The organism is Methylobacterium sp. NPDC080182 (genome assembly GCF_050281105.1).
Taxonomy (GTDB): Bacteria; Pseudomonadota; Alphaproteobacteria; order Rhizobiales; family Beijerinckiaceae; genus Methylobacterium.
Genome location: NZ_JBNNWO010000019.1, coordinates 1 through 21,286, shown reverse-complemented (window position 1 = coordinate 21,286; position 21,286 = coordinate 1). Strand labels below are relative to the sequence as shown.

The window sequence follows — 21,286 nt, the reverse complement described above, 5'->3', positions numbered from 1 at the left end:
CACCCGCCGGAGGCGAGACCATGGCGCACACGGCCCTGACGCAGCCCGCCCCGGCCGCAATCCCGACCCGCTCGGCCTGGCAGCGTGTGCGCGCGAGCCGCGGCTGGGCGGGGTTCTGGTTCATGCTGCCGACGGCGCTGATCCTCGGCCTGTTCCTGGCCTACCCGCTCCTGAAGGGCATCTGGCTGTCCTTCACCAACGCGCGGATCGGCCGCGACGGGGTCTTCGTCGGCCTGGAGAACTACGAGTGGCTCTGGGACGACGACGTCTTCTGGCTCTCGGTGTTCAACACCTGCCTCTACACGGCGGTGGCGTCCGTGGTGAAGTTCGGGGTCGGGCTCTACCTCGCGTTGCTGCTCAACAAGAACATGCCGTTCAAGTCGATCATCCGGTCGATCGTGCTGATCCCGTTCGTTGTGCCGACCGTGCTGTCGGCCATCGCGTTCTGGTGGATCTTCGACAGCCAGTTCTCGATCATCTCTTGGTCGCTGCGCCATCTCGGGGTGATCGACGGCAACATCGACTTCCTCGGCGATCCCGCCATGGCGCGGGCCTGCGTGATCTTCGCCAACATCTGGCGGGGCGTGCCGTTCATCGCCATCACGCTGCTCGCCGGTCTCCAGACTGTCTCGCCCTCGCTCTACGAGGCCGCGACGCTGGACGGCGCCTCCAACTGGCAGATCTTCTCGCGGATCACCCTGCCGCTGCTGACCCCGATCATCGCGGTCGTGATGACCTTCTCGGTGCTGTTCACCTTCACCGATTTCCAGCTGATCTGGGCCATGACGCGCGGCGGCCCGGTGAACGCCACCCACCTGATGGCGACCCTGTCGTACCAGCGCGGCATCCTCTCGGGGACGCTCGGCGAGGGCGCGGCCATCGCCACCGCCATGGTGCCGTTCCTGCTCGCGGCCATCGGCATCTCGTGGTTCGGCCTGCAGCGCAGGGCCTGGCAATCCGGGGGGAACGACCGATGAGCGCGCCCGCACCGCCCGCCCATGCCGATCCGCATCTCAACTCCGTATTGGAGGCGCGGCCCGCCGGGCTCACGGACAATTCGGAGGGCATGGCCTATCTCGAGCGCCTGCCCCGGCGGCTCGTGACGACCTACCTGCCGCTCCTCCTCATCCTCGCCGTGCTGCTGTTCCCGTTCTACTGGATGGCGCTGACGGCCATCAAACCGGATGAGCAGCTGATCGACATGGAGCGGTTCAACCCGTTCTGGGTCGTGGATCCGACGCTCAAGCACATCAACAAGCTCCTCTTCGAGACGCAGTATCCGCGCTGGCTCTGGAACACGATGTACGTGTCGGTGGCGGCGACCGTGCTGTCGCTGTTCGCGAGCGTGCTCGCCGCCTATGCCTGCGTCCGCGTGCGCTACCGGGGCGCCGGCTGGGTCGGGGCGGCGATCTTCCTCGCGTACCTCGTGCCGCCCTCGATCCTGTTCATCCCGCTCGCCACGATCATCCAGGCCTACGGCCTGTTCGATTCGCCGATCGCCCTGATCCTCGCCTACCCGACGATCCTGATCCCGTTCTCGACGTGGCTCCTGATGGGCTACTTCAAGACCATTCCCTACGAGCTGGAGGAATGCGCGCTGATGGACGGCGCCAGCCGGTGGCAGATCCTCACCAAGATCATCCTGCCGCTCGCCTTCCCGGGGCTGATCTCGGCGGGGATCTTCTCGCTGACCCTATGCTGGAACGAGTTCATCTACGCGCTGACCTTCCTGTCCTCGACGCAGAACAAGACGGTGCCCATCGCCGTGGTGAGCGAGTTCGTGGACGGCGACGTCTACAAGTGGGGGTCGCTGATGGCCGGCGCGCTGCTCGGCTCGCTGCCGCTGGTGATCCTCTACTCGTTCTTCGTCGAGTATTACGTCTCCGCCCTCACCGGCGCCGTGAAGGAATAAGGGACGGGCAGGACCGTCGTCGTCGCGCGCGCAGCGAAGCGTGCCGGGGCGGCGGGACTTCGGTCGGCGTGGCGCGGGCCGGATCGCTGCGCTGCGCTCGCGAGGACGGAGACCGTTGCCAGCAGGGCTCGACGAGGCGGACAATGCGCGCGGATCCGCCGACGCAGAATCGCGGATTGGCCCCATCGAAGGTCACGCCATGGCCCACTTCATCGACGCCCGCTCCACCCTGGTCAACGACGCCGTCGACGGCCTCGTCGCCGCGAGCGGCGGACGCCTGGCACGGCTCGACGGCGACCCGGGCATCCGCGTCGTCCTCCGCGCCGCTCCGGATCCCGGGAAGGTCGCGGTCATCTCCGGCGGCGGCTCCGGCCACGAGCCGGCCCATGCGGGCTTCGTGGGACCGGGCCTGCTCAGCGCCGCTGTCTGCGGTGACGTCTTCGCCTCGCCGAGCGTCGACGCGGTGCTGGCCGGGATCCTCGCGGTGACGGGGCCGGCGGGGTGCCTGCTCGTCATCAAGAACTACGCGGGTGACCGGCTGAATTTCGGGCTCGCCGCCGAGCGCGCCCGGGCGCTGGGCCACAGGGTCGAGACCGTGATCGTCGCGGACGACATCGCGCTGCCGGACGCCAAGCAGCCGCGCGGCGTCGCCGGGACGCTGTTCGTCCACAAGGTGGCGGGTCACGCCGCGGAGGCCGGGGAACCGCTCGAGACCGTGGCGTCGCTCGCCCGCCGGGTGGCCGGGGCGGCGAAGTCGCTCGGCATCGCGGTCTCCACCTGCACGATCCCCGGCTCGCCGCGCAGCGAGCGGCTGGCGGAGGGAGAGGCCGAGCTCGGCCTCGGCATCCACGGCGAGCCCGGCGCGGAGCGCATCGCGCTGCCGAAGGCCAGCGACCTCGCCGAGCTGATGGCCGAGCGTCTCGCGCGGGCCGTCGAAGGTGCGGACCGGCTGGCGCTGCTCGTGAACAATCTCGGCTCCGCCTCCGCGCTCGAGATGCAGATCCTCACCCGCGCCGTGCTCGCCACCGACCTCGGGCGGCGCGTCCGCCTGCTGCTCGGGCCCGCGCCGCTGATGACGGCGCTCGACATGCACGGTGCCTCGCTGTCGGTCCTGCCGCTCGACGACGCGCTGGAGCGCGCCCTGTCGGAACCCGTGCCGGTCCCGGCCTGGCCCGCGGCGGTGCCGGTCGCGCCGCCGATCCTCCGGCTGGTGCCCGAGGGACTCGCGAGCGAGGCCTTCGTGCCGTCGCAAGACGCCGGCACCGCCGCCCGGATCCGGGCCGTCGCCGAGGCCCTGATCGGGGCCGAAGACACCCTGAACGGCCTCGATGCCAAGGTCGGGGACGGCGATGCCGGCACGACCTTCGCGGGCGCGGCGCGGGCCGTCCTGGCCGATCTCGACCGGCTGCCGCAGGCCGAGCCGGCCGCCCTGTGCCGGGCGCTCGCCGAGCGGATCGGGCGCGCGGTCGGCGGATCGAGCGGCGTGCTCGGCTCGATCTTCTTCGCCGCGACGGCCTCGGCCCTCGCCGAAGGCGCCGCGTGGCCCGAGGCTCTCGGGCAGGGCGTGGCGCGCGTCCAGGGGTACGGCGGCGCCCGAGCCGGCGACCGCACCCTGCTCGACGCCCTGATCCCCGCCGTCGAGGCCCTGAAGGGCGGCGATCTCGCGGCCGCCGCGACGGCGGCCCGGGCCGGCGCCGAGGCCACGGCCGGCATGGATCGCGCCGGCGCGGGCCGCTCCAGCTACCTGGCCGCCGGGGACCTCGCCGGTGTCCAGGATCCCGGCGCCGCCGGCGTCGCGGCGGCGTTCGCGGCTCTGGCCGGGGCGTAGGAACTGGGCGCCGCGCGCCGTCACCCGGCATCCGTTGACGCTCCACCCGTCGAGGCCTACCCCATCCCCATGCGCACCGGCCTGATCCTCGACGATTACCAGCAGGCGGCCCTCGCGCTCGCGGACTGGGCGCGCCTCTCCGACCGCGTCGCGGTCTCCGCGATCAGCCAGCACATCCCGAATCCGGACGACCTCGTGGCGCGGATCGCGCAGGCCGAGATCCTCGTGATCATGCGGGAGCGGACGCCGTTCCCGGCGGCTCTGCTGGAAAGGCTGCCGCGGCTGGAACTCCTCGTCACCAGCGGCATGCGCAACCTCGCCATCGACCTCGCGGCGGCCCGCGCGCGCAACGTCGTCGTCTGCGGCACCGATTCCAGCCCGACGCCGCCGACGGAGCTGACCTGGGCGCTGATCCTCGGACTGGCCCGACACGTGGCGCCGGAGAGCCTGACCCTGCGCGCGGGCGGCCCCTGGCAGAGCACGATCGGGACCGATCTCGCCGGCGCGACCCTCGGCGTTCTGGGCCTGGGGAAGATCGGGACGCGGGTGGCCGAGATCGGGCGCGCCTTCGGCATGCGGGTGATCGCCTGGAGCCCGAACCTCGACGATGGCCGCGCCGCCGCCGCCGGGGTAGAGCGGGCGGCCTCGAAGGAAGCCCTGCTGGAGGCGAGCGACGTCGTCACGATCCACCTCGTGCTGGGCGACCGGACCCGCGGCCTCCTGGGCGCGGCCGAGCTGCGCCGCATGCGCCGCGACGCGTTTCTCGTGAACACCTCGCGCGCGCCGATCATCGATCAGGCCGCGCTGGTCCAGGCGCTGGAGGAGGGCTGGATCGCCGGCGCGGGCCTCGACGTGTTCGAGACCGAGCCGCTGCCGGCCGACAACCCGTTCCGGCGCCTGCCGAACGTGCTGGCGCTGCCGCATCTCGGCTACGTGTCGCGCAACAACTACCGGACCTTCTTCACTCAGGCGGTGGAGGACATCGAGGCCTGGCTCGCCGGCGCCCCGATTCGGCAACTGGGCTGACGTCGCGGAGCTTGCCGGACCCGGGCTCAGTCCCGGCGGGGGTCCAGCGCGTCCGCGAGACCGTCGCCGATCAGGTTGAGTGCCACCAGGGTCGCGATCAGGAACGCGGCCGGGGCCGCGAGCAGGTGCGGCGCCGCCTCGATGGAGCGGGCGCCCTCGGCGATCAGGACGCCCCAGCTGGTCTGCGGCTCCTGCACGCCGAGCCCGAGGAACGACAGGAAGCTCTCCAGCAGGATCACCTGCGGCACCAGCAGCGTCGCGGTCACGGCCACCGGGCCGAGGGTGTTCGGCACGATGTGCCGGAGGATGATCCGGGGTGTTCCGAGGCCGAGCGCCCGCGCGGCGCGGACGAAGTCGCGCTCGCGCAGCGACAGTGTCACGGCGCGCACCACCCGGGCCATGTCGAGCCATTCCACCGCGGCGATCGCCACCAGCATGAGCAGCAGGCTCGGGCGGAAGAAGACCAGCAGCAGGATCACGAAGAACACGAAGGGGAGCGCGTAGAGCACGTCGACGGCGCGCATCATCACGGCGTCGACGGCGCCCCCGACGAAGCCCGCAATCGCCCCGTAGGCGACGCCGATGAGCAGGGCGACGAGGCTGGCCGCGAGCCCGATCGCCAGCGAGATCCGGCCGGCGACGAGGCAGCGGGTCAGCAGGTCGCGGCCCTGGATGTCGGTGCCGAGGGGGAAGTGCAGGCGCCGGACCGGCACCGCCACGACGAGGTCGCGGCCGCCGTCCCGCTCGTCCACGACGGTCGGGGTCCCGAACAGAGCCGAGCGCGGCAGGTAGACGAGGCTACGCCGGTCGACGCCCGCGTCGGAGCCGAGGGTGAGCCGCAACGTGTCGCCGTCGCGCTCGACCGCGTCGAGCCGCGCGCGCATGCGGAAGGCCAGACGCTCGAGCGCCGGCCGGAGACGCGCGGCGTCGGGCTGCGCGGTGAGGCCGGCCGGGAGCTGGCGCAGGTCCGGATAGGCGCGCTCGGGGTCGTGACCGGTGAGGCCCGGGCCGATCAGGCAGGCGAGGGCGATCAGGACCAGCACGGCGAGCGCCGCCACGGCGGTCCGCTCCCGCGCGAACCGGAGGACGGCGCGCCGGGCCGGCGCCGTGGAAACCGCCGTCACGCCGCCACCCGGAGGCGCGGGTCGAGCCACGCGCAGGCGAGGTCGGCGGCGAGGTTGAGCAGGATCACCAGCCCGGCGACGAGCAGGACCGTGCCCATCACCAGCGTGTAGTCGCGGTTGAGCGCGCCCTCGACGAAGTACCGGCCGATCCCCGGCAGCCCGAAGATCGTTTCGACCACCACCGAGCCGGTGAGCAGGGCCGCCGCCAGCGGTCCGAGATAGGCGACCACCGGCAGCAGCGCCCCCCGCAGGGCGTGCCGGGTGACGCGGGCCGGCGGCAGGCCGAGGCTGCGCATGGTGCGGACGGGCTGCGTCCGCAGCGCCTCGGCGAGCGAGGTCCGGGTCAGCCGGGCCAGGGCGCCGACCTGCGGCAGGGCCAGCGTCACCACCGGCAGGACGAGGTGGCTCGGGGCGCCGTCGTTCCAGCCGCCGAGCGGCAGCCAGCGCAGGGTCAGGCCGAAGGCGATCTGCAGCAGCGGCGCGACCACGAAGCTCGGCAGCGAGAGGGTCAGGGCGGCCCCGACGCCGAGGAGCCGGTCGACGAACCCGCCGCGCCGGAGCGCCGCCACGATCCCGAGGCCGACCCCGAGCACCGTCGCCAGCGCGAGGGCGAGGGCGCCCAACGTCGCGGAGACCGGCAGGCCCCGGGCGATCAGGCCGAGGACGCTCTGGTCGCGGAACGAGAAGGACGGACCGAGGTCGCCCCGCGCCAGCGCCGCGAGGTAGCTCCCGAACTGCGCGATCAGCGGCCGGTCGAGGCCGTAGACCCGGCGCAGGTTCTCCATGGCGGCGGGCGCCAGCGGCCGCTCCAGGTCGAACGGCCCCCCCGGAGCGAGGCGCATCAGGAAGAAGCTGACGGTCACCACGGCGAGCAGCGTCGGCACCGCCTGGAGAAGGCGGCGCAGGATGAAGCGGATCACGCGTCGAGCCTCATGAAGCGGGTCGGCGCGGCGTTGCGCAGGTTCGGGTGGTAGCCGTGCAGCCGCGGCGCGATCAGCGCCTTCGATCGGTAGTGCATCAGCGGGATCCACGGCAGCTCGCGCAGGGCGATCGCCTCGGCGTCGTAGAGCAGGCCGGCCCGGCGGGTGAGGTCGCGCTCGGTGGCGGCTCGCGCCATCAGGGCGTCGTAGGCGACGTCCGACCAGTGGCCGGCATTCATGCCGTCATTCCCGCTCTGGAGCAGGAACAGGAAGTTCTGCGGATCGGAATAGTCGGCGATCCAGCTGTAGCGGGCGACGTCGAAGTCGCCGCCGTCGCGCAGGTAGGCGAAATGCGTCTTCGCGTCCGTGTAGACGTAGCGCGTCACGATTCCGAGGTCGCGCCACATCTCGCCGAGCGCCACCGCGATGGTGCGGTTGTTGTCGCTGATATTGAACCGGTACTCCACCGTGAGTGGCCGGTCCGGGCCGAAGCCCGCCTCCGCGAGCAGCCGGCGCGCCTCCGCCTCGTGGTCGATCGGCAGGCCGAGGCGGCCCTCGGTCTCGGGGGGCGTGCGGTAATTGTCGAGGCCGGGCGGGCACAGGGAGTAGGCCGGGCTCATGGTGCCGCCGTTGAGGCCGTCGGCGAGGTACTCGCGGTCGATCACGAGCGACAGCGCCCGGCGGACGCGCCGATCCGAGAACGGCGCCTTGCGGGTGTTCACCACCAGCGCCGCGAGCCCCAGCGAGGGGCCGAGCACCACCTGCGGCCCGAAGCGGCGGCGCAGGTCGGCGATCTGGTCGACGGGCAGGTCGGAGAGGGAGTCGATCTCGCCGGCGGCGTAGCGGCGCACCGCGGCGGCGATGTCGGGCGTCGGCAGGAAGGCGACGCGCCGGATCGCCAAGCTCGCGGCGTCCGGATGGTGCGGGTTGGCCTCAAGCGTGATCGCGCCGCCCGGAACGCGGTCGGCGAGCCGGTAGGGTCCGTTGGTCACGAGGTTTCCCGGCCGGGTGAAGCTGCCGCCGTAGCGCTCGACCGAGGCGCGGTGGACCGGAAGCGCGGTCTGGTGGGTCAGGAGTTCCAGGATGTAGGGCGTCGGCTGTTCCAGCGTGATCGCGAGCCGGAGCGGCGCCTCGGCGGCGACGCCGAGGGCGTCGGCCGGCGTCTCGCCGCGGTTCACGGCGGCGGCGTTGCGGATCGGGAACAGGATCTCGGCGTATTTCGCCGCCGTGGCCGGATCGAGCATCCGGCGGAACGCGTAGACGAAGTCGTTCGCTGTGACCGGCTCGCCGTTCGACCAGCGGCCGTCGGGGCGCAGGTCGAAATGCAGGCTCACCCCGTCCTCGGAGACCGACCAGGCGCGCGCCGCGCCCGGGATGATCGTGCCCCGGTTGTCGTAGGTGAGCAGCCCGTCGCAGAGGTCGCGCAGGATGTGCGCCTCCGCGACGGTCGACGAGCGGTGCGGGTCCAGCGTCTCGGGATCGGCGTCGTTGCCGCGGCGGTAGAGCGCGTCGGCCGCGCGGGCGGGCCGGACGGCCGCGAGGGCGAACGCGCCGGCCAGCCAGTCGCGTCGGCGCGGGCGCACGGTCAGGCGCCGGTGTCCGGCCTCAGGCCGGCCGCCTCGATCCCCGCCACGGCGCAGATCTCGTCGTTGTCGGAGGTGTCCCCGGAGATGCCGACCGCGCCGAGAAGGCGTCCCTCGCCGGAGCGGATCAGCACGCCGCCCGGCACCGGCACGAGGGCGTCCGGCCCGGCGAGGTGACTGACGGCGGCGACGAAGTAGGGCTGCTGCTCCGCCCGCGCGTGGATCGCCCGGGAGCCGAGGCCCAGCGCCAGGGCACCGTTGGCCTTGCCGCTCGCGATCTCGGCCCGGCGCAGGGACGTGCCGTCCTCGACCGCGACCGCCTTCAGCGCGCCGCGGGCATCGTAGACGACGACGGCGAGGGGCTTGAGGTTGCGGGCGCGCGCCTCCCGCAGGGCGGTGTCGACGATGGTGCGGGCGGCCTCGAGGGTCAGGTCGATCATCGGATTTCAACACGGACGCCGCTCCGGGCGGCGTCCTCATCCTTACGGACCGGGGCGTGCCGGGTCCACCGACGCGCAGGCGCTGCGGCTTTCGCTCCGCTGGGCCCGGCCGGCGCGCCGCCTAGTTTCGCCCTGGCCCGCGCGGGAGGCCCCGGCGGACCGAGCGAGGATCGTCCATGGCAGCGGCCGAACGCCCCTACGTGATCTGTCACATGACGTCGTCGGTCGACGGCCGGATCAAGGTCCGGCGCTGGAAGACGCTGGACGCCGACAGCCATTACGAGCGCGTCCACGGCGAGCTGAAGGGCGATGCCTGGATGTGCGGGCGCGTCACCATGCAGGGCTACGCCGACAGCGCCGATCCGCTGTCGGAGCCGGTCGCCGATGACGGCGCGCCGGTCCCGCGGGAGGACCACGTCGCCCGCCGCGACGCGCCGGGATACGCCGTGGCCCTCGACGCGCGGGGGCGCCTGGACTGGGGCGCGCGCGACGCGATCGAGGGAGACCACGTCGTGGTGGTGCTCACCGAATCCGTGCCGGACTCGCACCTGCGCGCGCTGCGGGCCGGTGGCCAGTCCTACCTGTTCGCGGGCGACCGGACGGTCGACTTTCCCCTGGCGATGGCGAAGCTGCGCGCCCTGTTCGGGATCGAGCGCCTCCTCGTCGAGGGCGGCGGCCACATCAACGGCTCCATGCTCAGGGCCGGCCTCATCGACGAGCTGAGCCTGCTCCTCGTGCCCGCCGTCGACGGCCTGAGCGGGACGCCGGCGGTGTTCGACTTCGCCGGCGAGGAGGCGGACACGATGGGCAGCCGTCGCAAGCTCGACCTGACGGCCTGCGAGCGCCTGTCCGACGGCGTCGTGTGGCTCCGCTACCGGATCACGCCGGTCGAGCCGCCGGCAGGCGAATGATGCTGGCCAGGAACGCGTCGTAGCCGGCCACGACCGCCTCCGGCCGCTCGAAATGCGGGAACGCGCCGGTCGGCAGGGTGTCGACGCGCCAGTTCGGCCGGTCGGCGACCCGCGGCACCAGCCGGTAGTCGACGAAGTCGCCGCGCTCCCCGTGCACCATCCAGACCGGAAGGCGCAGGCGCTCGTAGAGGCGGGTCGCGTCGGTGGGGAACAGGTGGCCCGCGATGAAGCAGAACGGGGCGTGCTCGGCGCCGGGCTGGTGAGCCGAGGCGTGATCGTAGGCGAGCAGACCCTCGTCGATCTCGGAGGAACCGAAGGTCTTCTCCAGGAAGAACCGCATGCTCGGTCGCGTGACCAGCGCGTCGAAGAGCGGCCGGCCGAGCGGAGGGCGGTCGAGGACGCGGAGCAGCCAGTCGCGGCCGCGATGGCCGTCCGGCGGACCCTCCCCGGAGAGCCGGGCGTCGAACCCCGTCGGGCTCACCAGCGCGAGGCTGCGATAGGCGTCGGACCGCTCCAGGCTCGCCCGCGCCAGGAACGAGCACGAGAGCGACAGGGCGAGGGCGTCGATCGCCCAGCCGCCGTGCCGGCTCCGGATCTCGTCGACCGCCGCGTGGATCGCCTCCACCATCAGGCGCGGCGTGTAGCGGCGGCGCGAGCGCTCCGAGAAGCCGAAACCCGGGAGTTCCAGGGCGTAGACCGGGCGCGTGCCGCGGTAGCGCAGGTACAGCGGCCGGACCTCGTAGGCGTTGGCCGCCGCGTTGATCGAGTGGATCAGCAGGAGCGGCACGCCCTCGGCTTCAGCGGAGCCGTAGAGCGACAGCGCGCCGGCGCGGCGGGTTCGGATCCGCTCGTGGCGGCCCGGCAGGGCAGGCGGCAGGGTCATCCGCCGGTCCACGGCCAGCGCGCTCCATCCGACCAGCGCCGCCGCCGATCCGGCGAGCGTCAGGGCCGCCGCGGTCGCGGCGCGACCGGTGCGATGGCGGGACACGGAACTCATCGGAACACCTCGACGTCCTTCCCGCGGCGGCGGGCCGTGGCCGACAACGCCGGGCCCGCGGGGAAGTGCCCGTCCGGACGCTACGAGGCGTGGCCGGCGAGGCTGCCGGCATTCACCGCCGGGGCCCGGCTCGCCGGCCGCGCCGGCGCGTCGCCCCGGCCCGCGGCCTCGCGCAGGAAATCCACCGTCGGCGCGTCGTTGAGCCAGCCCTGGACGCGCTGCGAGATCAGGAGCTTCCGCTCGCGCCGGTCGTAGTTCGCGTAGGAGGCGGCGACGAATTCGGGCCGGCTCATCGTGCGCGCGGGGCCGGACCGGCGCGTCTCCGCCTTGAAGAACAGGGCGCTGCCGGGCACGCCGTAATGCTGGGCGATCTCCGGATAGACCGGCCAGCTGCCCTGGCCGCCGAGATCGTCCGGGAGGAACGCGTCGAGGTCGCATTCCTCGAAGGGCACGCCGGCCCGGGTCAGCAGGCCGCGGGCGAGGTCGGCCACCACGTAGAGCTTCGTGTGGTTGATCGAGTGCATGAAGCAGCCCCGACGCGCCCAGCGCGTGAGGTGCGTGTCGAGATCGTACCCGGCCTGGACGCCGAGGCCGCGCAGGTACGCGACCGACTCGTCCCAGAGATTGAAGTATCCGAGGCGCTCGAAGACCGGCTCGGAGAACAGCCGCAGCGCCTGCGCCTGCGAGAAGCCCGACAGGTAGGCAAACAGCGTGATCGCCGAGTGCGAGTGCCCCATCGGACCCGAGATCAGGCCGTTGAGCGTGACGTGATCCTGAACGCCCACGTGGACGAGGTCGGGATGGTAGGCGCTGAACACGATGGTCGGGATCAGGCGGACCTTCGGGTGCGTCCGAAGCGTGTCGATCGAGCCGCCGCCCTTGAACTTGGGCAGGTAGATGCTGGTGAAGACGTGGTCGTACCCGTCCGCGTGCGCCATCAGGTCGGCGAGCCGCGGGAACCGGCGGGACGCCGTGAAGGCCGAGACGAAATCCACCTGCGCGTGCGGCAGCAGGTAGCGCATCGTCTTGGCGATGGATCCGGCCTGGCAGACCCCGATCACGAGGATGCGCGGCGATCCGGTCCGCTTCTTCCCGAACTGCGCGAGCCGGTGCCGCGCGCGCCAGAGGCTATCGACGGTCAACATCCGGCCTCTCTCGCATGTCCGCGGGCCGCGGGCAAACACCGCACCCGTGCGGATCCCGCGGGCCGGGACCGCCGATCGCGCCCATCGGGAGGAGCCCCCTCGCGGTGCCGACCGTCGGACGGACTGCGCGACCCGCGCGGCGGAACCGCGGCTCACGGCGACGCGCGCCGCCTGTGGATCGCCCGGACTCGGAGGGAGGCGCTCGTCGATCTCCGATTATTCGGAGCGCCGCCCGCCATTTCTGAAAAGAGCGGAAGCAACGCGTACAGCGGACCGCCGAATTCCGACGATGTCGCTCAGATATACGGGCTATGAAAGTCTGTCACGGAGACGATTCAACTTGCGCGCCGTTGACAGAGTCAAGTCGTTGGATACAAATCCGATTCAACGAAGCATGAAGCTCGCGGACTGGGCGCTCGCGGTCATGAGGACCGGCAGGCCCCCGATGACCGAGGTGGATCCCCTCTCTCGCCGTGACTCCGCGTCAACGGCCGCTCCGACGGGCGCGGGGCGCTTCGACCGACCTGCCTGGACAACGGGCCACGGTCCGAGCCGCTCGGACGGCGCAGCCGCGGCATGCCCGCGGTGGCGCCCCTCCGCATCGCCGCGACGGTCGTCGATCCACGCCCGCATGGCCGTCGGCAACCGGTCGATGCGCGGGCGACGGCGCTGCGCGGGTCGGAGGCCGGGTTCCGCATCGGGTCGAAAGCTGGAGACTGCGCGATGGACTACGTACCTCCGATGGCCGCGATCGCGGCGGCCGCACAGAAGGCGCCGCCCGGCGAGGCGACCGCGCTCACCCCGGCGCGCGACGTGAATCCCGTCGCGGCGCCGGATCCGCGGTCGATCTACACGCTCACGCCGGAGGCGGCCGGGGCCGTCTTCGCGCTCGTCGAGAACCGCATCCAGGTGATCGACGCCGCGCTCGACGTGACCGACCGGCGGGGCACGCAGGTCGCTGCCGCCGCGATGGCGACGGCCACGGCGACGACCCCGGTCGTGTCGCCGGAGACGACGAAGACGATCGGCGCCGCCAATCGCAACTGGAGCGAGGATGTCCGGTTGGATCACAGCCCGTCTCGGCTCGTCGGCGCCGACACGGTCGTGGCGTACGACAGCCCGCGGGTCACGGCGGCCTGGAGCCTGGCCTTTCCGGACGTGCCCGGCCGGCGGTTCCGGGCCGTGCAATTGCCGGGTCCGAGCCTCCGCTCCGTCCTGCGCGAGGCGGAGGCCGGTTTGGACGACACGGGGAGCGACATCTACCTGCTCTGCAACAGCGCGCATTTCGAGACGATCCGCCAAGCCCATCCGCGCACCCACATCAACTGGATCAACGTCGACAACGACGAGATCGTCGTCGTCTGGCGGAAGCCGTCCGAGGCGGGCTAGCGACAGGCCCGACCGGCTCGGGGCGGCCGCGATCGCGACCGGACCAGGGCTACCCCGTCCGGACGAACGGGAGCCCGGCGGGACCGCCCGATCAGAGCGTCGGCAGCACCGCGCGCAGGTGGGCGGCGAAGGCGCGGGTCAGCGGCGCGGCGTGCGCCTCGTCCAGGCGGATCGTCAGGCCGATCCGCGGCAGCGCGGGCAGGTCGCTGCCGCGGTTCAGGACGCGCAGGTCGGGCGGGACCGCGGCCCGGGTGAGGACTGCGACCGCCTGGGCGGAGCGCGCCACCGCCAGGAGCCCGGACAGGCTGCCGCTCGCGTAGGCGATCCGGTACGCGCGCCCGCCCGCGTCGAGGGCGGCCCGCGCCGCCCGGTGGTCCAGCGTGTCGGGGTCGCCGAGCGCGAGCGGCAACGGGTCGGGCCATGGCGCTTCGGCGCCGCGCGGCGCCACCCAGACGAGGTCCTCGCGCCGCAGGATCTCCCGCCCGGCCGCCAGCGGGACCGAGACGAGGGCCAGATCGAGCTCGCCGCGGGCGAGCCGCTCCTCCAGACGGGGCGTCGCGCCGCAGACCACCTCGATCGCCGCGTCGGGATGCAGGTGCGCGAAGCCGCGCAGCAGGGTGGGGAGGAAGGCCTGCGCGTAATCGTCCGGGCAGCCGAACCTGAGCGTGCCGTTGAGGCGGCCGCCGGACAGTTCCGCCACCGCGTCGTCGTGCGAGGCCAGGATCCGGCGCGCGTGGACGAGGAGCCGCTCGCCCTGCACCGTGAGCACCACCCCGCGCCCGGTCCGGCGCAGCAGCGGCTGCGCGACCAGATCCTCCAGTCGCTTCATCTGCATGCTGAGGGCGGCCTGGCTGCGCCCGACCCGCTCCGCCGCCCGGCTCAGCGCGCCCGTCTCCGCGACCGTGGCGAAGCTGCGCAGGAGGTCGATGTCGAGGCTCTGGGCCATCAGGATCGCTGAACCCTCGGTTCAGAACTATAAGCTTCTCTGGGGTTGCGGGCGGTCCTAGCATGGCGGGGCCTGCCACGGGACCCGGATCGATGACGACGCGGAACGACGACCCCGACTTCTGGACGCGCGCGCGCCGGCACCTCGTGCGCTACGGCGGCGCCTTCGCGCCGGTCATCATCGAGCGCGCGGAGGGCAGCTTCGTCTACGACGCGGACGGCCGGAAGATCCTCGACTTCACCTCCGGCCAGATGAGCGCGATCCTGGGTCACGGGCATCCCGAGATCGCCGCCGTCGTCGCCGACCACGTCGGGCGCCTGGATCACCTGTTCAGCGGCATGCTGAGCCGGCCGGTGGTCGACCTCGCGACCGCGCTGGCCGGCCTCGCCCCCGGCGGGCTGGAGCGCGCGCTGCTGCTGACGACCGGCGCCGAGGCCAACGAGGCCGCCCTGCGCATGGCCAAGCTCGCCACCGGCGGCTGGGAGATCGTCAGCTTCGCGCAGTCGTGGCACGGCATGACGGCGGGGGCCGCTTCGGCGACCTACAGCGCCGGCCGCAAGGGCTACGGCCCGGCCCCCGTCGGGTCCTTCGCGATCCCCGCCCCGAACGCCTACCGCCCGACCTTCGCGCGGGACGGGGCCGCCGACTGGCAGACCGAGCTCGACTACGCCTTCGCGCTGGTGGACCGGCAGTCGACCGGCAATCTCGCCGCGTTCCTGGCGGAGCCGATCCTCAGCTCCGGCGGCATCCTCGAACTCCCGCCCGGCTACCTCGCGGCGCTGAAGCGCAAATGCACCGAGCGGGGCATGCTGCTGATCCTCGACGAGGCCCAGACGGGCATCGGCCGCACCGGCCTGATGTTCGCCTGCGAGCGCGACGGGGTGGTGCCCGACATCCTCACCCTCTCGAAGACCCTGGGCGCCGGCCTGCCCCTCGCGGCGGTCCTGACCACGCCGGAGATCGAGGATCTCTGCCACGCCCGCGGCTTCCTGTTCTACACGACGCACGTCTCCGACCCGCTGCCCGCCGCGGTCGGGCTCAAGGTGCTGGAGATCGTCCGGCGCGACGGCCTGGTCGGCCGGGCCGAGGCGGCCGGCGCGCGGCTCGCGGCGCGGCTGCGGGCGCTGCAGCAGCGCTTCGCCTGCATCGGCGACGTGCGCGGGCGCGGCCTTCTGCATGGCATGGAGATCGTGGCCGACCGGGACACGAAGGTGCCAGCCCCGGAACTCGGCGACGCGATCACGCGGCGCTGCCTCGAGCTCGGCTTGAGCATGAACATCGTGCAGCTGCCCGGCATGGGCGGCGTGTTCCGCATCGCCCCGCCGCTCACCGCCACGGACGCGGAGATCGACCTCGGGGTCGACATCCTGGAGCGGGCGATCGAAGCCTCGGTGTGAGGCAGCCCCGTCAGGCCGCCTCGATCTCCGCGCTGACCGTCAGCCACTCCTCCTCGGCGGCGGCGAGCGCGGTCGCGGCGTCCGACCGCATCTTGGCAATCTCGCCGGCCTTGGCGGCGTTCTCCCGGAACGCGGACCCGTCCTCCAGGGCGGCGTCGATCTTCTGGATCGCCGCAGTCAGCTTGGCCATCCGCGCCTCGATCGCCTCCAGCCGCTTGCGCAGGGGCGCGAGGGCCGCGCGGCGCTCGACGCCGGCGCGGCGCGCCTCGGCCTTCTGGCCGCCGGAGGGCTCCGAGTCGCGCTCGACCTCGCGCTCGGGCCCCGACAGGACGAAGCGCCGGTAATCGTCCATGTCGCCGTCGAAGGTCTTCACCGTGCCGTCCGCGACCAGCCAGAGCCGGTCGGCGCAGGCCTCGACGAGGAACCGGTCGTGCGAGACCAGGATGACGGCGCCCTCGTAGTCGTTGATCGCCTCCACGAGGGCCTGCCGGCTCTCGATGTCGAGGTGATTGGTCGGCTCGTCGAGGATCAGGAGGTGCGGGCCGTGGAAGGCGGCGAGCCCCATGAGCAGGCGCGCCTTCTCGCCGCCCGACAGCTTCTCGACCGGCGTGTCGGCCTTGTTGGCGCCGAATCCGAGCCGCGCCGTCGCGCTGCGGACCTTCGCCTCGGGGACATCCGGCATCAGGGTCCGGACATGCGCGTAGGCGCTCTCGGCGGGGCGCAGCTCGTCGAGCTGGTGCTGGGCGAAGTAGGCGACCTCCATCTTGGAGGAGCGCTTCACCTCGCCGGCGACCGGCCCGAGCCGGCCGCCGATCAGCTTGCAGAAGGTCGACTTGCCGTTACCGTTCGCGCCCAGCAGCGCGACCCGGTCGTCCGGCGCGAGGCTGAGGTCGAGGCCGGTCAGGACGATCCGGTCCCCGTAGCCGGCCTTGACGCGCTCCATGGCGACGATCGGCGGCGACAGCGGCTTCTCCGGGCTCGGCAGGTGGATCACCGGCACGTCGTCCTCGAGGAGCGCGGCGATCGGCTCCATCTTGGCGAGCCGCTTCATCCGCGACTGGGCCTGCCGCGCCTTGGTGGCCTTGGCCTTGAAGCGGTCGATGAAGCTCTGCAGGTGCGCGCGCTCGACATCCTGCTTGGCCTTCGCCTTGGCCTGGAGAACGCGCTTCTCCGAGAGCTGCTTGGCGAAGCTGGTGTAGCCGCCGCGGTAGATCGCCAGCTTGCCGCGGTCGAGGTGCAGGATGTGATCGACGCTGGTGTCGAGCAGGTCGCGGTCGTGGCTGATGATGATCGCGGTGCGCGGGTAGCGTTCCAGGTAATCGTACAGCCAGAGCGTGCCCTCGATGTCGAGGTAGTTGGTCGGCTCGTCGAGGAGCAGCAGGTCCGGCTCCGAGAACAGGACGGCGGCGAGCGCCACGCGCATCCGCCAGCCGCCGGAGAAGTCCGCGCAGGGCCGCGCCTGGGCCGCCGCGTCGAAGCCCAGCCCGTGCAGGATCGCGGCGGCCCGGGCCGGCGCCGAGTGGGCGCCGATATCCACGAGCCGCGTCTCGATCTCGGCCCGGCGCAGACCGTCCGCGTGCTCGGCCTCCGCCATCAGGCGGGCGCGCTCCGTGTCGGCGGCGAGCACGACCGCGTGAAGCGTCTCCGGTCCTGCCGGCGCCTCCTGGGCGACGGCGCCGATCCGCATGCCCTTGGGCAGCGCCACCGACTTCGCGTCGACCGGGAGGTCGCCGAGAATGGCCTTGAACAGGGTGGTCTTGCCGGCCCCGTTGCGCCCGACCAGCCCGACGCGGGCGCCTTCCGGGATCGTGAAGCTCGCGGAATCGAGAATCAGACGGTCGCCGATGCGGTAGGTGAGGTCGTTGACGCGCAGCATGCCGGCGTTCTGGCGGTCCGGACGCCGCGAGGCAAGCGCCGCCGTCGCGCGGGCAGGCCGGCATCCCCGTGTCGCCCCCCGACACAACGCGACGCCTATTTTAAGCTTCAAACATCAGCTTCGGCTGTCGGATTTTTAACGGAATGCCGTCAAACCTGTGGCGAGTGCTGCGCAAATAGACGCTGATAGTGCGTTCATCGGCTCCAGAACGTCGTCGCGCGAGTCGGAAAAGCGCCCGGGCGGGGGCGAGCCACAGGGGGGAATCTTGGGCCAGACCCTGATCCTGACCGACGATGTCGAGCGCGCCGAGAGGCTCGCGCGCAATCTCGGCGGCGTCACGCCCGTTGTGCTGCACGACCTCTACGGCGACGCCGTCCCGCCGCGGGGGGCGGGGCTGATCATCAGCGACGTCAGCGCGCTGACCTCCGAATCCGTGCGCCGGCTGCGCCAGGCGCTGTCCACCGCGCGCGGGCCCGGCATCCCGTTCCTGGCCCTGATCCACGGCAACCTCGGCCGCGGCGAGATCCAGGCCACCGCCCTCGGCGCGACCCGCGCGATGCCGGCCGCCGCGGTCAGCGCCATGCTGCTGAACGCGGTCGCGACCCTGATCGGCACCGCCAAGGCCCCGCCGCAGACCGGCAACTGGCAGGAGCAGGTGAACGAGGCCCGCTCGGCCTTCGTCAGCCTGTTCCGCGCCGATCAGGCGCCCCCGGCCGCGCTGGTCGAGAACGGCGCCGACTTGGTCAACCAGGCGATCCGCGAGGCCAAGGTGCGCGAATGGCTCAGGGTCGTGGCGAGCTTCGACGACGTCACGCACCGCCACTGCCTGAGCGTGGCCGGAATCGCGGCCGAGTTCGCGCGCGTCCTGGGGCTCAACGAGGCGGATTCCCGCTACCTCGTCAAAGGCGCGCTGCTCCACGACATCGGGAAGGCCAAGATCCCCCTCGCGATCCTGAACAAGCCCGCGCCGCTGACGCCGACGGAGCGCGCCGAGATGGCTCGCCACCCGGCGCTCGGACACGAGATGCTGCTGACGGGCGACTACGACGCGCTGACCCTGTCGGTGGTCCGCTCGCACCACGAGTATCTCGACGGGTCGGGCTATCCGGACGGGCTGCGCGGGCAGCAGATCCCCGACCTCGTCCGCCTGATCACCATCGCCGACATCTTCGCCGCGCTGATCGAGGCGCGCCCCTACAAGGCGCCGAAGGCCCCGCGCGAGGCCTACGCCATCCTCGAATCGATGAGGGCGAAGCTCGATGCGGACCTCGTCCGCGCCTTCGGAGCGGTCGCGGTCGCCTGCGAGACGCCCCGCCGCGCCTCCGCCTGAACCCGACCCTCAGACGAGTTCCCAGGCCTTGCCGTCCCGCATCAGGGCGGTGACGAGGGCGTGGTTCAGCTCGTGCCCCGTGTGGAACGCCGAGATCCGGCCCTCGACCGGGTGGCCCGCCAGCGCGAGGTCGCCGACGAGGTCGAGGATGCGGTGGCGAACCGGCTCGCCGGGGACGCGCATCCCGCCCAGGACGTGCCCGCGCACCAGCAGCGCTGCCGAGCGGGGCGAGACGCCCTGCAGGAAGTCGTTCCGCATCAGGTAGCCGTAGGCGCGGCCCGCCATGGCCCGCGCGTAGCGCCCGAAGCTGCGCGCCGGCGCGATCTCCCGCTCGAAGGATTCCGGCGTGATCGCGCCCGACCAGTCGATCGAGCCGAAATGCGCCAGCGCGACGTGGCCGGTGATGTGCAGGCCCGGGCCCGGCTCGATCTCGAGGCGGCGCCGCCCGTTCTCGACCGCCACCGTGCGCAGCAGGCGGATCACCCGGCAGGGCAGGCTCTGCTCGCGCCGGCCGGCGATCCGTATCGCCTCACACCACGGCGTCGCGCTCCCGTCGAAGATCGGCAACTCGTCGGCGTCGATCTCGGCCAGCACGTTGTCGATCCGCAGCGCGCTGAGCGAGGCCATCAGGTGCTCGATCGTGCGCACGAGGACGCCGTCGCGTCGCAGCGCCGAGGAGAGCGGCTGCGATTCCCGGTAGTGCCAGTGGGCGGGCACGTCGACCGCCCGTCCGTCCCTCAGGTGGCGGCGGAAGACGATGCCGTGGCCGGCCGGGGCGGGGCTGACGCGGACCGTGGCGTGCCGCCCGGAATGGAGGCTGCGGCCCGAACGCTCGAAGGGGCGTGCGAGCGTCGCCTGCTGGCGGGGACCGGTGGAGGATGTCGAGCGCGGGAAAGGTACGTCTTGATGCATCGATACTGCCCGCCTCGGCGGGCCAGGAATTTAGCCCTGATACCTGATCCACGCTAATAAACTCCTGTTCATCGGGACGCGGCTTGACCGCCCCGCCCGCGACCGTCACGATTGCGGCGCCCGATCGATCCAGCACCGCCCCGGCGGGGCGCGGCTTCACTGTGCGGGCTGCTCCCGTCCCCAGATCTGCTGGCCGGCCCCCGTCAGGGCAGGGACGGAGGCCGGAGTTGAGGGAACACGATCGATGGCGCGGTTGGGGACGATACCTTTCTTCAAGGATCCCGGCATCGAGCTCAGCCCCTACGAGCCCCGCTGCCACTGGCGCCGCTTCGACGAGAACGAGGTCCTCGTCGACTTCGACGATATCTCCACCGACGTGTACTTCATCGCCTCCGGCGAGGTCCGCATCCTGAACCGGACCCAGTCCGGCAAGGAAGTCATCCTGGGCGAGATGCGGGGCGGGGCCTTCTTCGGCGAGCTCGCGGCCATCGACGGGATCGGCCGCTCGGCCAACGTCACGGCGCTGACCCGCGGCGAGGTCTGCGTGGTGCCGGCGCCGGTCTTCCGGCAGATCGTGTTCGCCTCCGAGGCGATCGCCGACCGGCTGTTCCGGCTCCTGGCCAAGCGCGTGCGCGAGCTGAACACGCGGCTCATGGAACACGCCCTGCTCGACCTGAAGCACCGGCTCTACGCCGAGCTGCTCCGCCTCTCCGTGCCCCGGGCCGGCACGGCGGGCGAGCGGGTGGTCTCGCCGCCGCCCTACCACCACGTCCTCGCCGCGCGGATCGGCTGCCGCCGCGAGCAGGTGACCCGGGAGTTCACGGCGATGGCGGCGGAGGGACTGGTCGACCGCACCCGCGGCGCCCTGGTCCTGCGCCGGCCGGACCTCCTGGAAGCGCGCGTGGCCGAGGCGCTGCGCGAGGATTCCTGATCCGTTGTCCGAGGGGCCGGCGCCGCGCCTGCGGCTGGAGGAGCTGACCAAGCGCTTCGGCACACATCGGGCCGTCGACGCCGTGTCCCTCGACCTCGAGGCGGGGGAGTTCTTCTGCCTGCTCGGCCCGTCCGGATGCGGCAAGAGTACACTCCTGCGCATGATCGCGGGCTTCGAGAGCCCGACCTCGGGACGGATCCTGCTGGGCGCGCAGGACCTGACCGCGCTGCCGCCCCATCGGCGGCCTGTCAATATGATGTTCCAGTCCTACGCCCTGTTCCCGCACATGAGCGTGGCCGGCAATATCGGCTACGGGCTGAAGGGCCTCGGCCGCTCCGCCTCGGCGGAGCGCGTGTCGGAACTGCTCAAGCTCGTGCGCCTGGACGGGTTCGGCGACCGTCGACCGGAGACGCTCTCGGGCGGCCAGCGCCAGCGGGTCGCCCTGGCCCGGGCGCTCGCCCGGGAGCCGAAGCTGCTGCTACTCGACGAGCCGCTCGGCGCGCTCGACCGCGGCCTGCGCGAGGAGACCCAGGGCGAGCTGCGCGCGGTCCAGCGCCGCCTCGGCACCGCCTTCGTCGTCGTCACGCACGATCCCGAGGAGGCGATGATGCTCGCCGAC

Annotated in this window: 19 protein-coding genes; 10 read left to right on the top strand and 9 right to left on the bottom strand. The window is 72.4% G+C overall.

The features are described from left to right. The first annotated feature begins 20 nt into the window (after positions 1-20). The 4 genes from ACQKQD_RS27590 to ACQKQD_RS27575 all read left to right on the top strand — a co-directional run bounded on the left by ACQKQD_RS27590 (position 21) and on the right by ACQKQD_RS27575 (position 4,766). Complete coding sequence (locus ACQKQD_RS27590) at positions 21-977, top strand: carbohydrate ABC transporter permease (RefSeq protein ID WP_020091916.1); 957 nt, start codon at positions 21-23, stop codon at positions 975-977. Between the two features lie 89 nt (positions 978-1,066). Continuing rightward, positions 1,067-1,912, top strand: a complete 846-nt coding sequence (locus ACQKQD_RS27585) for a carbohydrate ABC transporter permease (protein ID WP_234082978.1) — start codon at positions 1,067-1,069, stop codon at positions 1,910-1,912. 199 nt (positions 1,913-2,111) lie between these two features. Continuing rightward, entirely contained in the window at positions 2,112-3,740 is a 1,629-nt protein-coding gene (locus ACQKQD_RS27580; protein ID WP_427510134.1) for a dihydroxyacetone kinase subunit DhaK, read from the top strand. Positions 3,741-3,809: 69 nt separating this feature from the next. Further along, positions 3,810-4,766, top strand: a complete 957-nt coding sequence (locus ACQKQD_RS27575) for a D-2-hydroxyacid dehydrogenase family protein (RefSeq protein WP_427510133.1) — start codon at positions 3,810-3,812, stop codon at positions 4,764-4,766. A 26-nt stretch (positions 4,767-4,792) separates the two neighbouring features. Here ACQKQD_RS27575 and ACQKQD_RS27570 read toward each other — a convergent pair whose 3' ends face one another. The 4 genes from ACQKQD_RS27570 to ACQKQD_RS27555 are packed head-to-tail and all read right to left on the bottom strand — an operon-like array spanning position 4,793 to position 8,833. Then, positions 4,793-5,890, bottom strand: a complete 1,098-nt coding sequence (locus ACQKQD_RS27570; RefSeq protein WP_427510132.1) for an ABC transporter permease — start codon at positions 5,888-5,890, stop codon at positions 4,793-4,795. After that, the gene (locus ACQKQD_RS27565; protein WP_091677061.1) at positions 5,887-6,810 is read right to left on the bottom strand and encodes an ABC transporter permease; all 924 of its coding nucleotides are present in this window, start codon (positions 6,808-6,810) and stop codon (positions 5,887-5,889) included. Before ACQKQD_RS27565 ends, ACQKQD_RS27570 begins: the two co-directional genes overlap by 4 nt. Beyond that, the gene (locus ACQKQD_RS27560) at positions 6,807-8,393 is read right to left on the bottom strand and encodes a peptide ABC transporter substrate-binding protein (protein WP_427510131.1); all 1,587 of its coding nucleotides are present in this window, start codon (positions 8,391-8,393) and stop codon (positions 6,807-6,809) included. The genes ACQKQD_RS27565 and ACQKQD_RS27560 overlap by 4 nt, the downstream gene beginning before the upstream one ends. A 2-nt stretch (positions 8,394-8,395) precedes the next feature. Further along, positions 8,396-8,833, bottom strand: a complete 438-nt coding sequence (locus ACQKQD_RS27555; RefSeq protein WP_427510130.1) for a GlcG/HbpS family heme-binding protein — start codon at positions 8,831-8,833, stop codon at positions 8,396-8,398. Between the two features lie 176 nt (positions 8,834-9,009). Here ACQKQD_RS27555 and ACQKQD_RS27550 point away from each other — a divergent pair, with 176 nt between their 5' ends. Continuing rightward, complete coding sequence (locus ACQKQD_RS27550; protein WP_091677056.1) at positions 9,010-9,744, top strand: dihydrofolate reductase family protein; 735 nt, start codon at positions 9,010-9,012, stop codon at positions 9,742-9,744. Here ACQKQD_RS27550 and ACQKQD_RS27545 read toward each other — a convergent pair. Then, positions 9,713-10,741, bottom strand: coding sequence for an alpha/beta fold hydrolase (locus tag ACQKQD_RS27545; RefSeq protein ID WP_427510129.1), 1,029 nt, complete (start codon positions 10,739-10,741; stop codon positions 9,713-9,715). The two genes, ACQKQD_RS27550 and ACQKQD_RS27545, sit on opposite strands and share 32 nt — an antisense overlap. Before the next feature lie 80 nt (positions 10,742-10,821). Further along, positions 10,822-11,886 (bottom strand): WcbI family polysaccharide biosynthesis putative acetyltransferase, encoded by a 1,065-nt coding sequence (locus tag ACQKQD_RS27540; RefSeq protein WP_020091925.1) that lies wholly within the window; start codon positions 11,884-11,886, stop codon positions 10,822-10,824. Positions 11,887-12,609: 723 nt separating this feature from the next. Here ACQKQD_RS27540 and ACQKQD_RS27535 point away from each other — a divergent pair. Next, positions 12,610-13,275 (top strand): hypothetical protein, encoded by a 666-nt coding sequence (locus tag ACQKQD_RS27535; protein WP_427510128.1) that lies wholly within the window; start codon positions 12,610-12,612, stop codon positions 13,273-13,275. A 91-nt stretch (positions 13,276-13,366) separates the two neighbouring features. On the opposite strand, the gene ACQKQD_RS27530 is transcribed toward ACQKQD_RS27535, so the two are convergent. Continuing rightward, positions 13,367-14,221, bottom strand: coding sequence for a LysR substrate-binding domain-containing protein (locus ACQKQD_RS27530; RefSeq protein ID WP_427510127.1), 855 nt, complete (start codon positions 14,219-14,221; stop codon positions 13,367-13,369). Positions 14,222-14,313: 92 nt separating this feature from the next. Between ACQKQD_RS27530 and ACQKQD_RS27525 the strand changes: the two genes are divergently transcribed. Further along, positions 14,314-15,618, top strand: a complete 1,305-nt coding sequence (locus ACQKQD_RS27525; RefSeq protein WP_427510126.1) for an aspartate aminotransferase family protein — start codon at positions 14,314-14,316, stop codon at positions 15,616-15,618. 10 nt (positions 15,619-15,628) lie between these two features. Here ACQKQD_RS27525 and ACQKQD_RS27520 read toward each other — a convergent pair whose 3' ends face one another. Continuing rightward, positions 15,629-17,494 (bottom strand): ABC-F family ATP-binding cassette domain-containing protein, encoded by a 1,866-nt coding sequence (locus ACQKQD_RS27520; RefSeq protein ID WP_100251182.1) that lies wholly within the window; start codon positions 17,492-17,494, stop codon positions 15,629-15,631. Between the two features lie 265 nt (positions 17,495-17,759). Between ACQKQD_RS27520 and ACQKQD_RS27515 the strand changes: the two genes are divergently transcribed. After that, positions 17,760-18,824, top strand: coding sequence for an HD-GYP domain-containing protein (locus tag ACQKQD_RS27515; RefSeq protein WP_091677041.1), 1,065 nt, complete (start codon positions 17,760-17,762; stop codon positions 18,822-18,824). A 9-nt stretch (positions 18,825-18,833) separates the two neighbouring features. Here ACQKQD_RS27515 and ACQKQD_RS27510 read toward each other — a convergent pair whose 3' ends face one another. Further along, positions 18,834-19,736, bottom strand: coding sequence for a UDP-3-O-acyl N-acetylglycosamine deacetylase (locus tag ACQKQD_RS27510; protein WP_100251183.1), 903 nt, complete (start codon positions 19,734-19,736; stop codon positions 18,834-18,836). A gap of 244 nt (positions 19,737-19,980) precedes the next feature. Between ACQKQD_RS27510 and ACQKQD_RS27505 the strand changes: the two genes are divergently transcribed. Further along, on the top strand, positions 19,981-20,667 hold the full coding sequence (locus tag ACQKQD_RS27505) for a Crp/Fnr family transcriptional regulator (RefSeq protein WP_026604752.1): 687 nt from the start codon (positions 19,981-19,983) through the stop codon (positions 20,665-20,667). 4 nt (positions 20,668-20,671) lie between these two features. Continuing rightward, positions 20,672-21,286 (top strand): ABC transporter ATP-binding protein (locus tag ACQKQD_RS27500; RefSeq protein WP_427510125.1); only part of this gene is annotated, 615 nt, incomplete at its 3' end.

Excerpts from the sequence above, each read along its gene's own strand:
- ACQKQD_RS27590 (WP_020091916.1), top strand. The coding sequence starts at position 21 with ATGGCGCACACGGCCCTGACGCAGCCCGCCCCGGCCGCAATCCCGACC.
- ACQKQD_RS27585 (WP_234082978.1), top strand. The coding sequence starts at position 1,067 with ATGGCCTATCTCGAGCGCCTGCCCCGGCGGCTCGTGACGACCTACCTG.
- ACQKQD_RS27580 (WP_427510134.1), top strand. The coding sequence starts at position 2,112 with ATGGCCCACTTCATCGACGCCCGCTCCACCCTGGTCAACGACGCCGTC.
- ACQKQD_RS27575 (WP_427510133.1), top strand. The coding sequence starts at position 3,810 with ATGCGCACCGGCCTGATCCTCGACGATTACCAGCAGGCGGCCCTCGCG.
- ACQKQD_RS27555 (WP_427510130.1), bottom strand. The coding sequence starts at position 8,833 with ATGATCGACCTGACCCTCGAGGCCGCCCGCACCATCGTCGACACCGCC.
- ACQKQD_RS27550 (WP_091677056.1), top strand. The coding sequence starts at position 9,010 with ATGGCAGCGGCCGAACGCCCCTACGTGATCTGTCACATGACGTCGTCG.
- ACQKQD_RS27545 (WP_427510129.1), bottom strand. The coding sequence starts at position 10,741 with ATGAGTTCCGTGTCCCGCCATCGCACCGGTCGCGCCGCGACCGCGGCG.
- ACQKQD_RS27540 (WP_020091925.1), bottom strand. The coding sequence starts at position 11,886 with ATGTTGACCGTCGATAGCCTCTGGCGCGCGCGGCACCGGCTCGCGCAG.
- ACQKQD_RS27535 (WP_427510128.1), top strand. The coding sequence starts at position 12,610 with ATGGACTACGTACCTCCGATGGCCGCGATCGCGGCGGCCGCACAGAAG.
- ACQKQD_RS27530 (WP_427510127.1), bottom strand. The coding sequence starts at position 14,221 with ATGGCCCAGAGCCTCGACATCGACCTCCTGCGCAGCTTCGCCACGGTC.
- ACQKQD_RS27525 (WP_427510126.1), top strand. The coding sequence starts at position 14,314 with ATGACGACGCGGAACGACGACCCCGACTTCTGGACGCGCGCGCGCCGG.
- ACQKQD_RS27520 (WP_100251182.1), bottom strand. The coding sequence starts at position 17,494 with ATGCTGCGCGTCAACGACCTCACCTACCGCATCGGCGACCGTCTGATT.
- ACQKQD_RS27510 (WP_100251183.1), bottom strand. The coding sequence starts at position 19,736 with ATGCATCAAGACGTACCTTTCCCGCGCTCGACATCCTCCACCGGTCCC.
- ACQKQD_RS27505 (WP_026604752.1), top strand. The coding sequence starts at position 19,981 with ATGGCGCGGTTGGGGACGATACCTTTCTTCAAGGATCCCGGCATCGAG.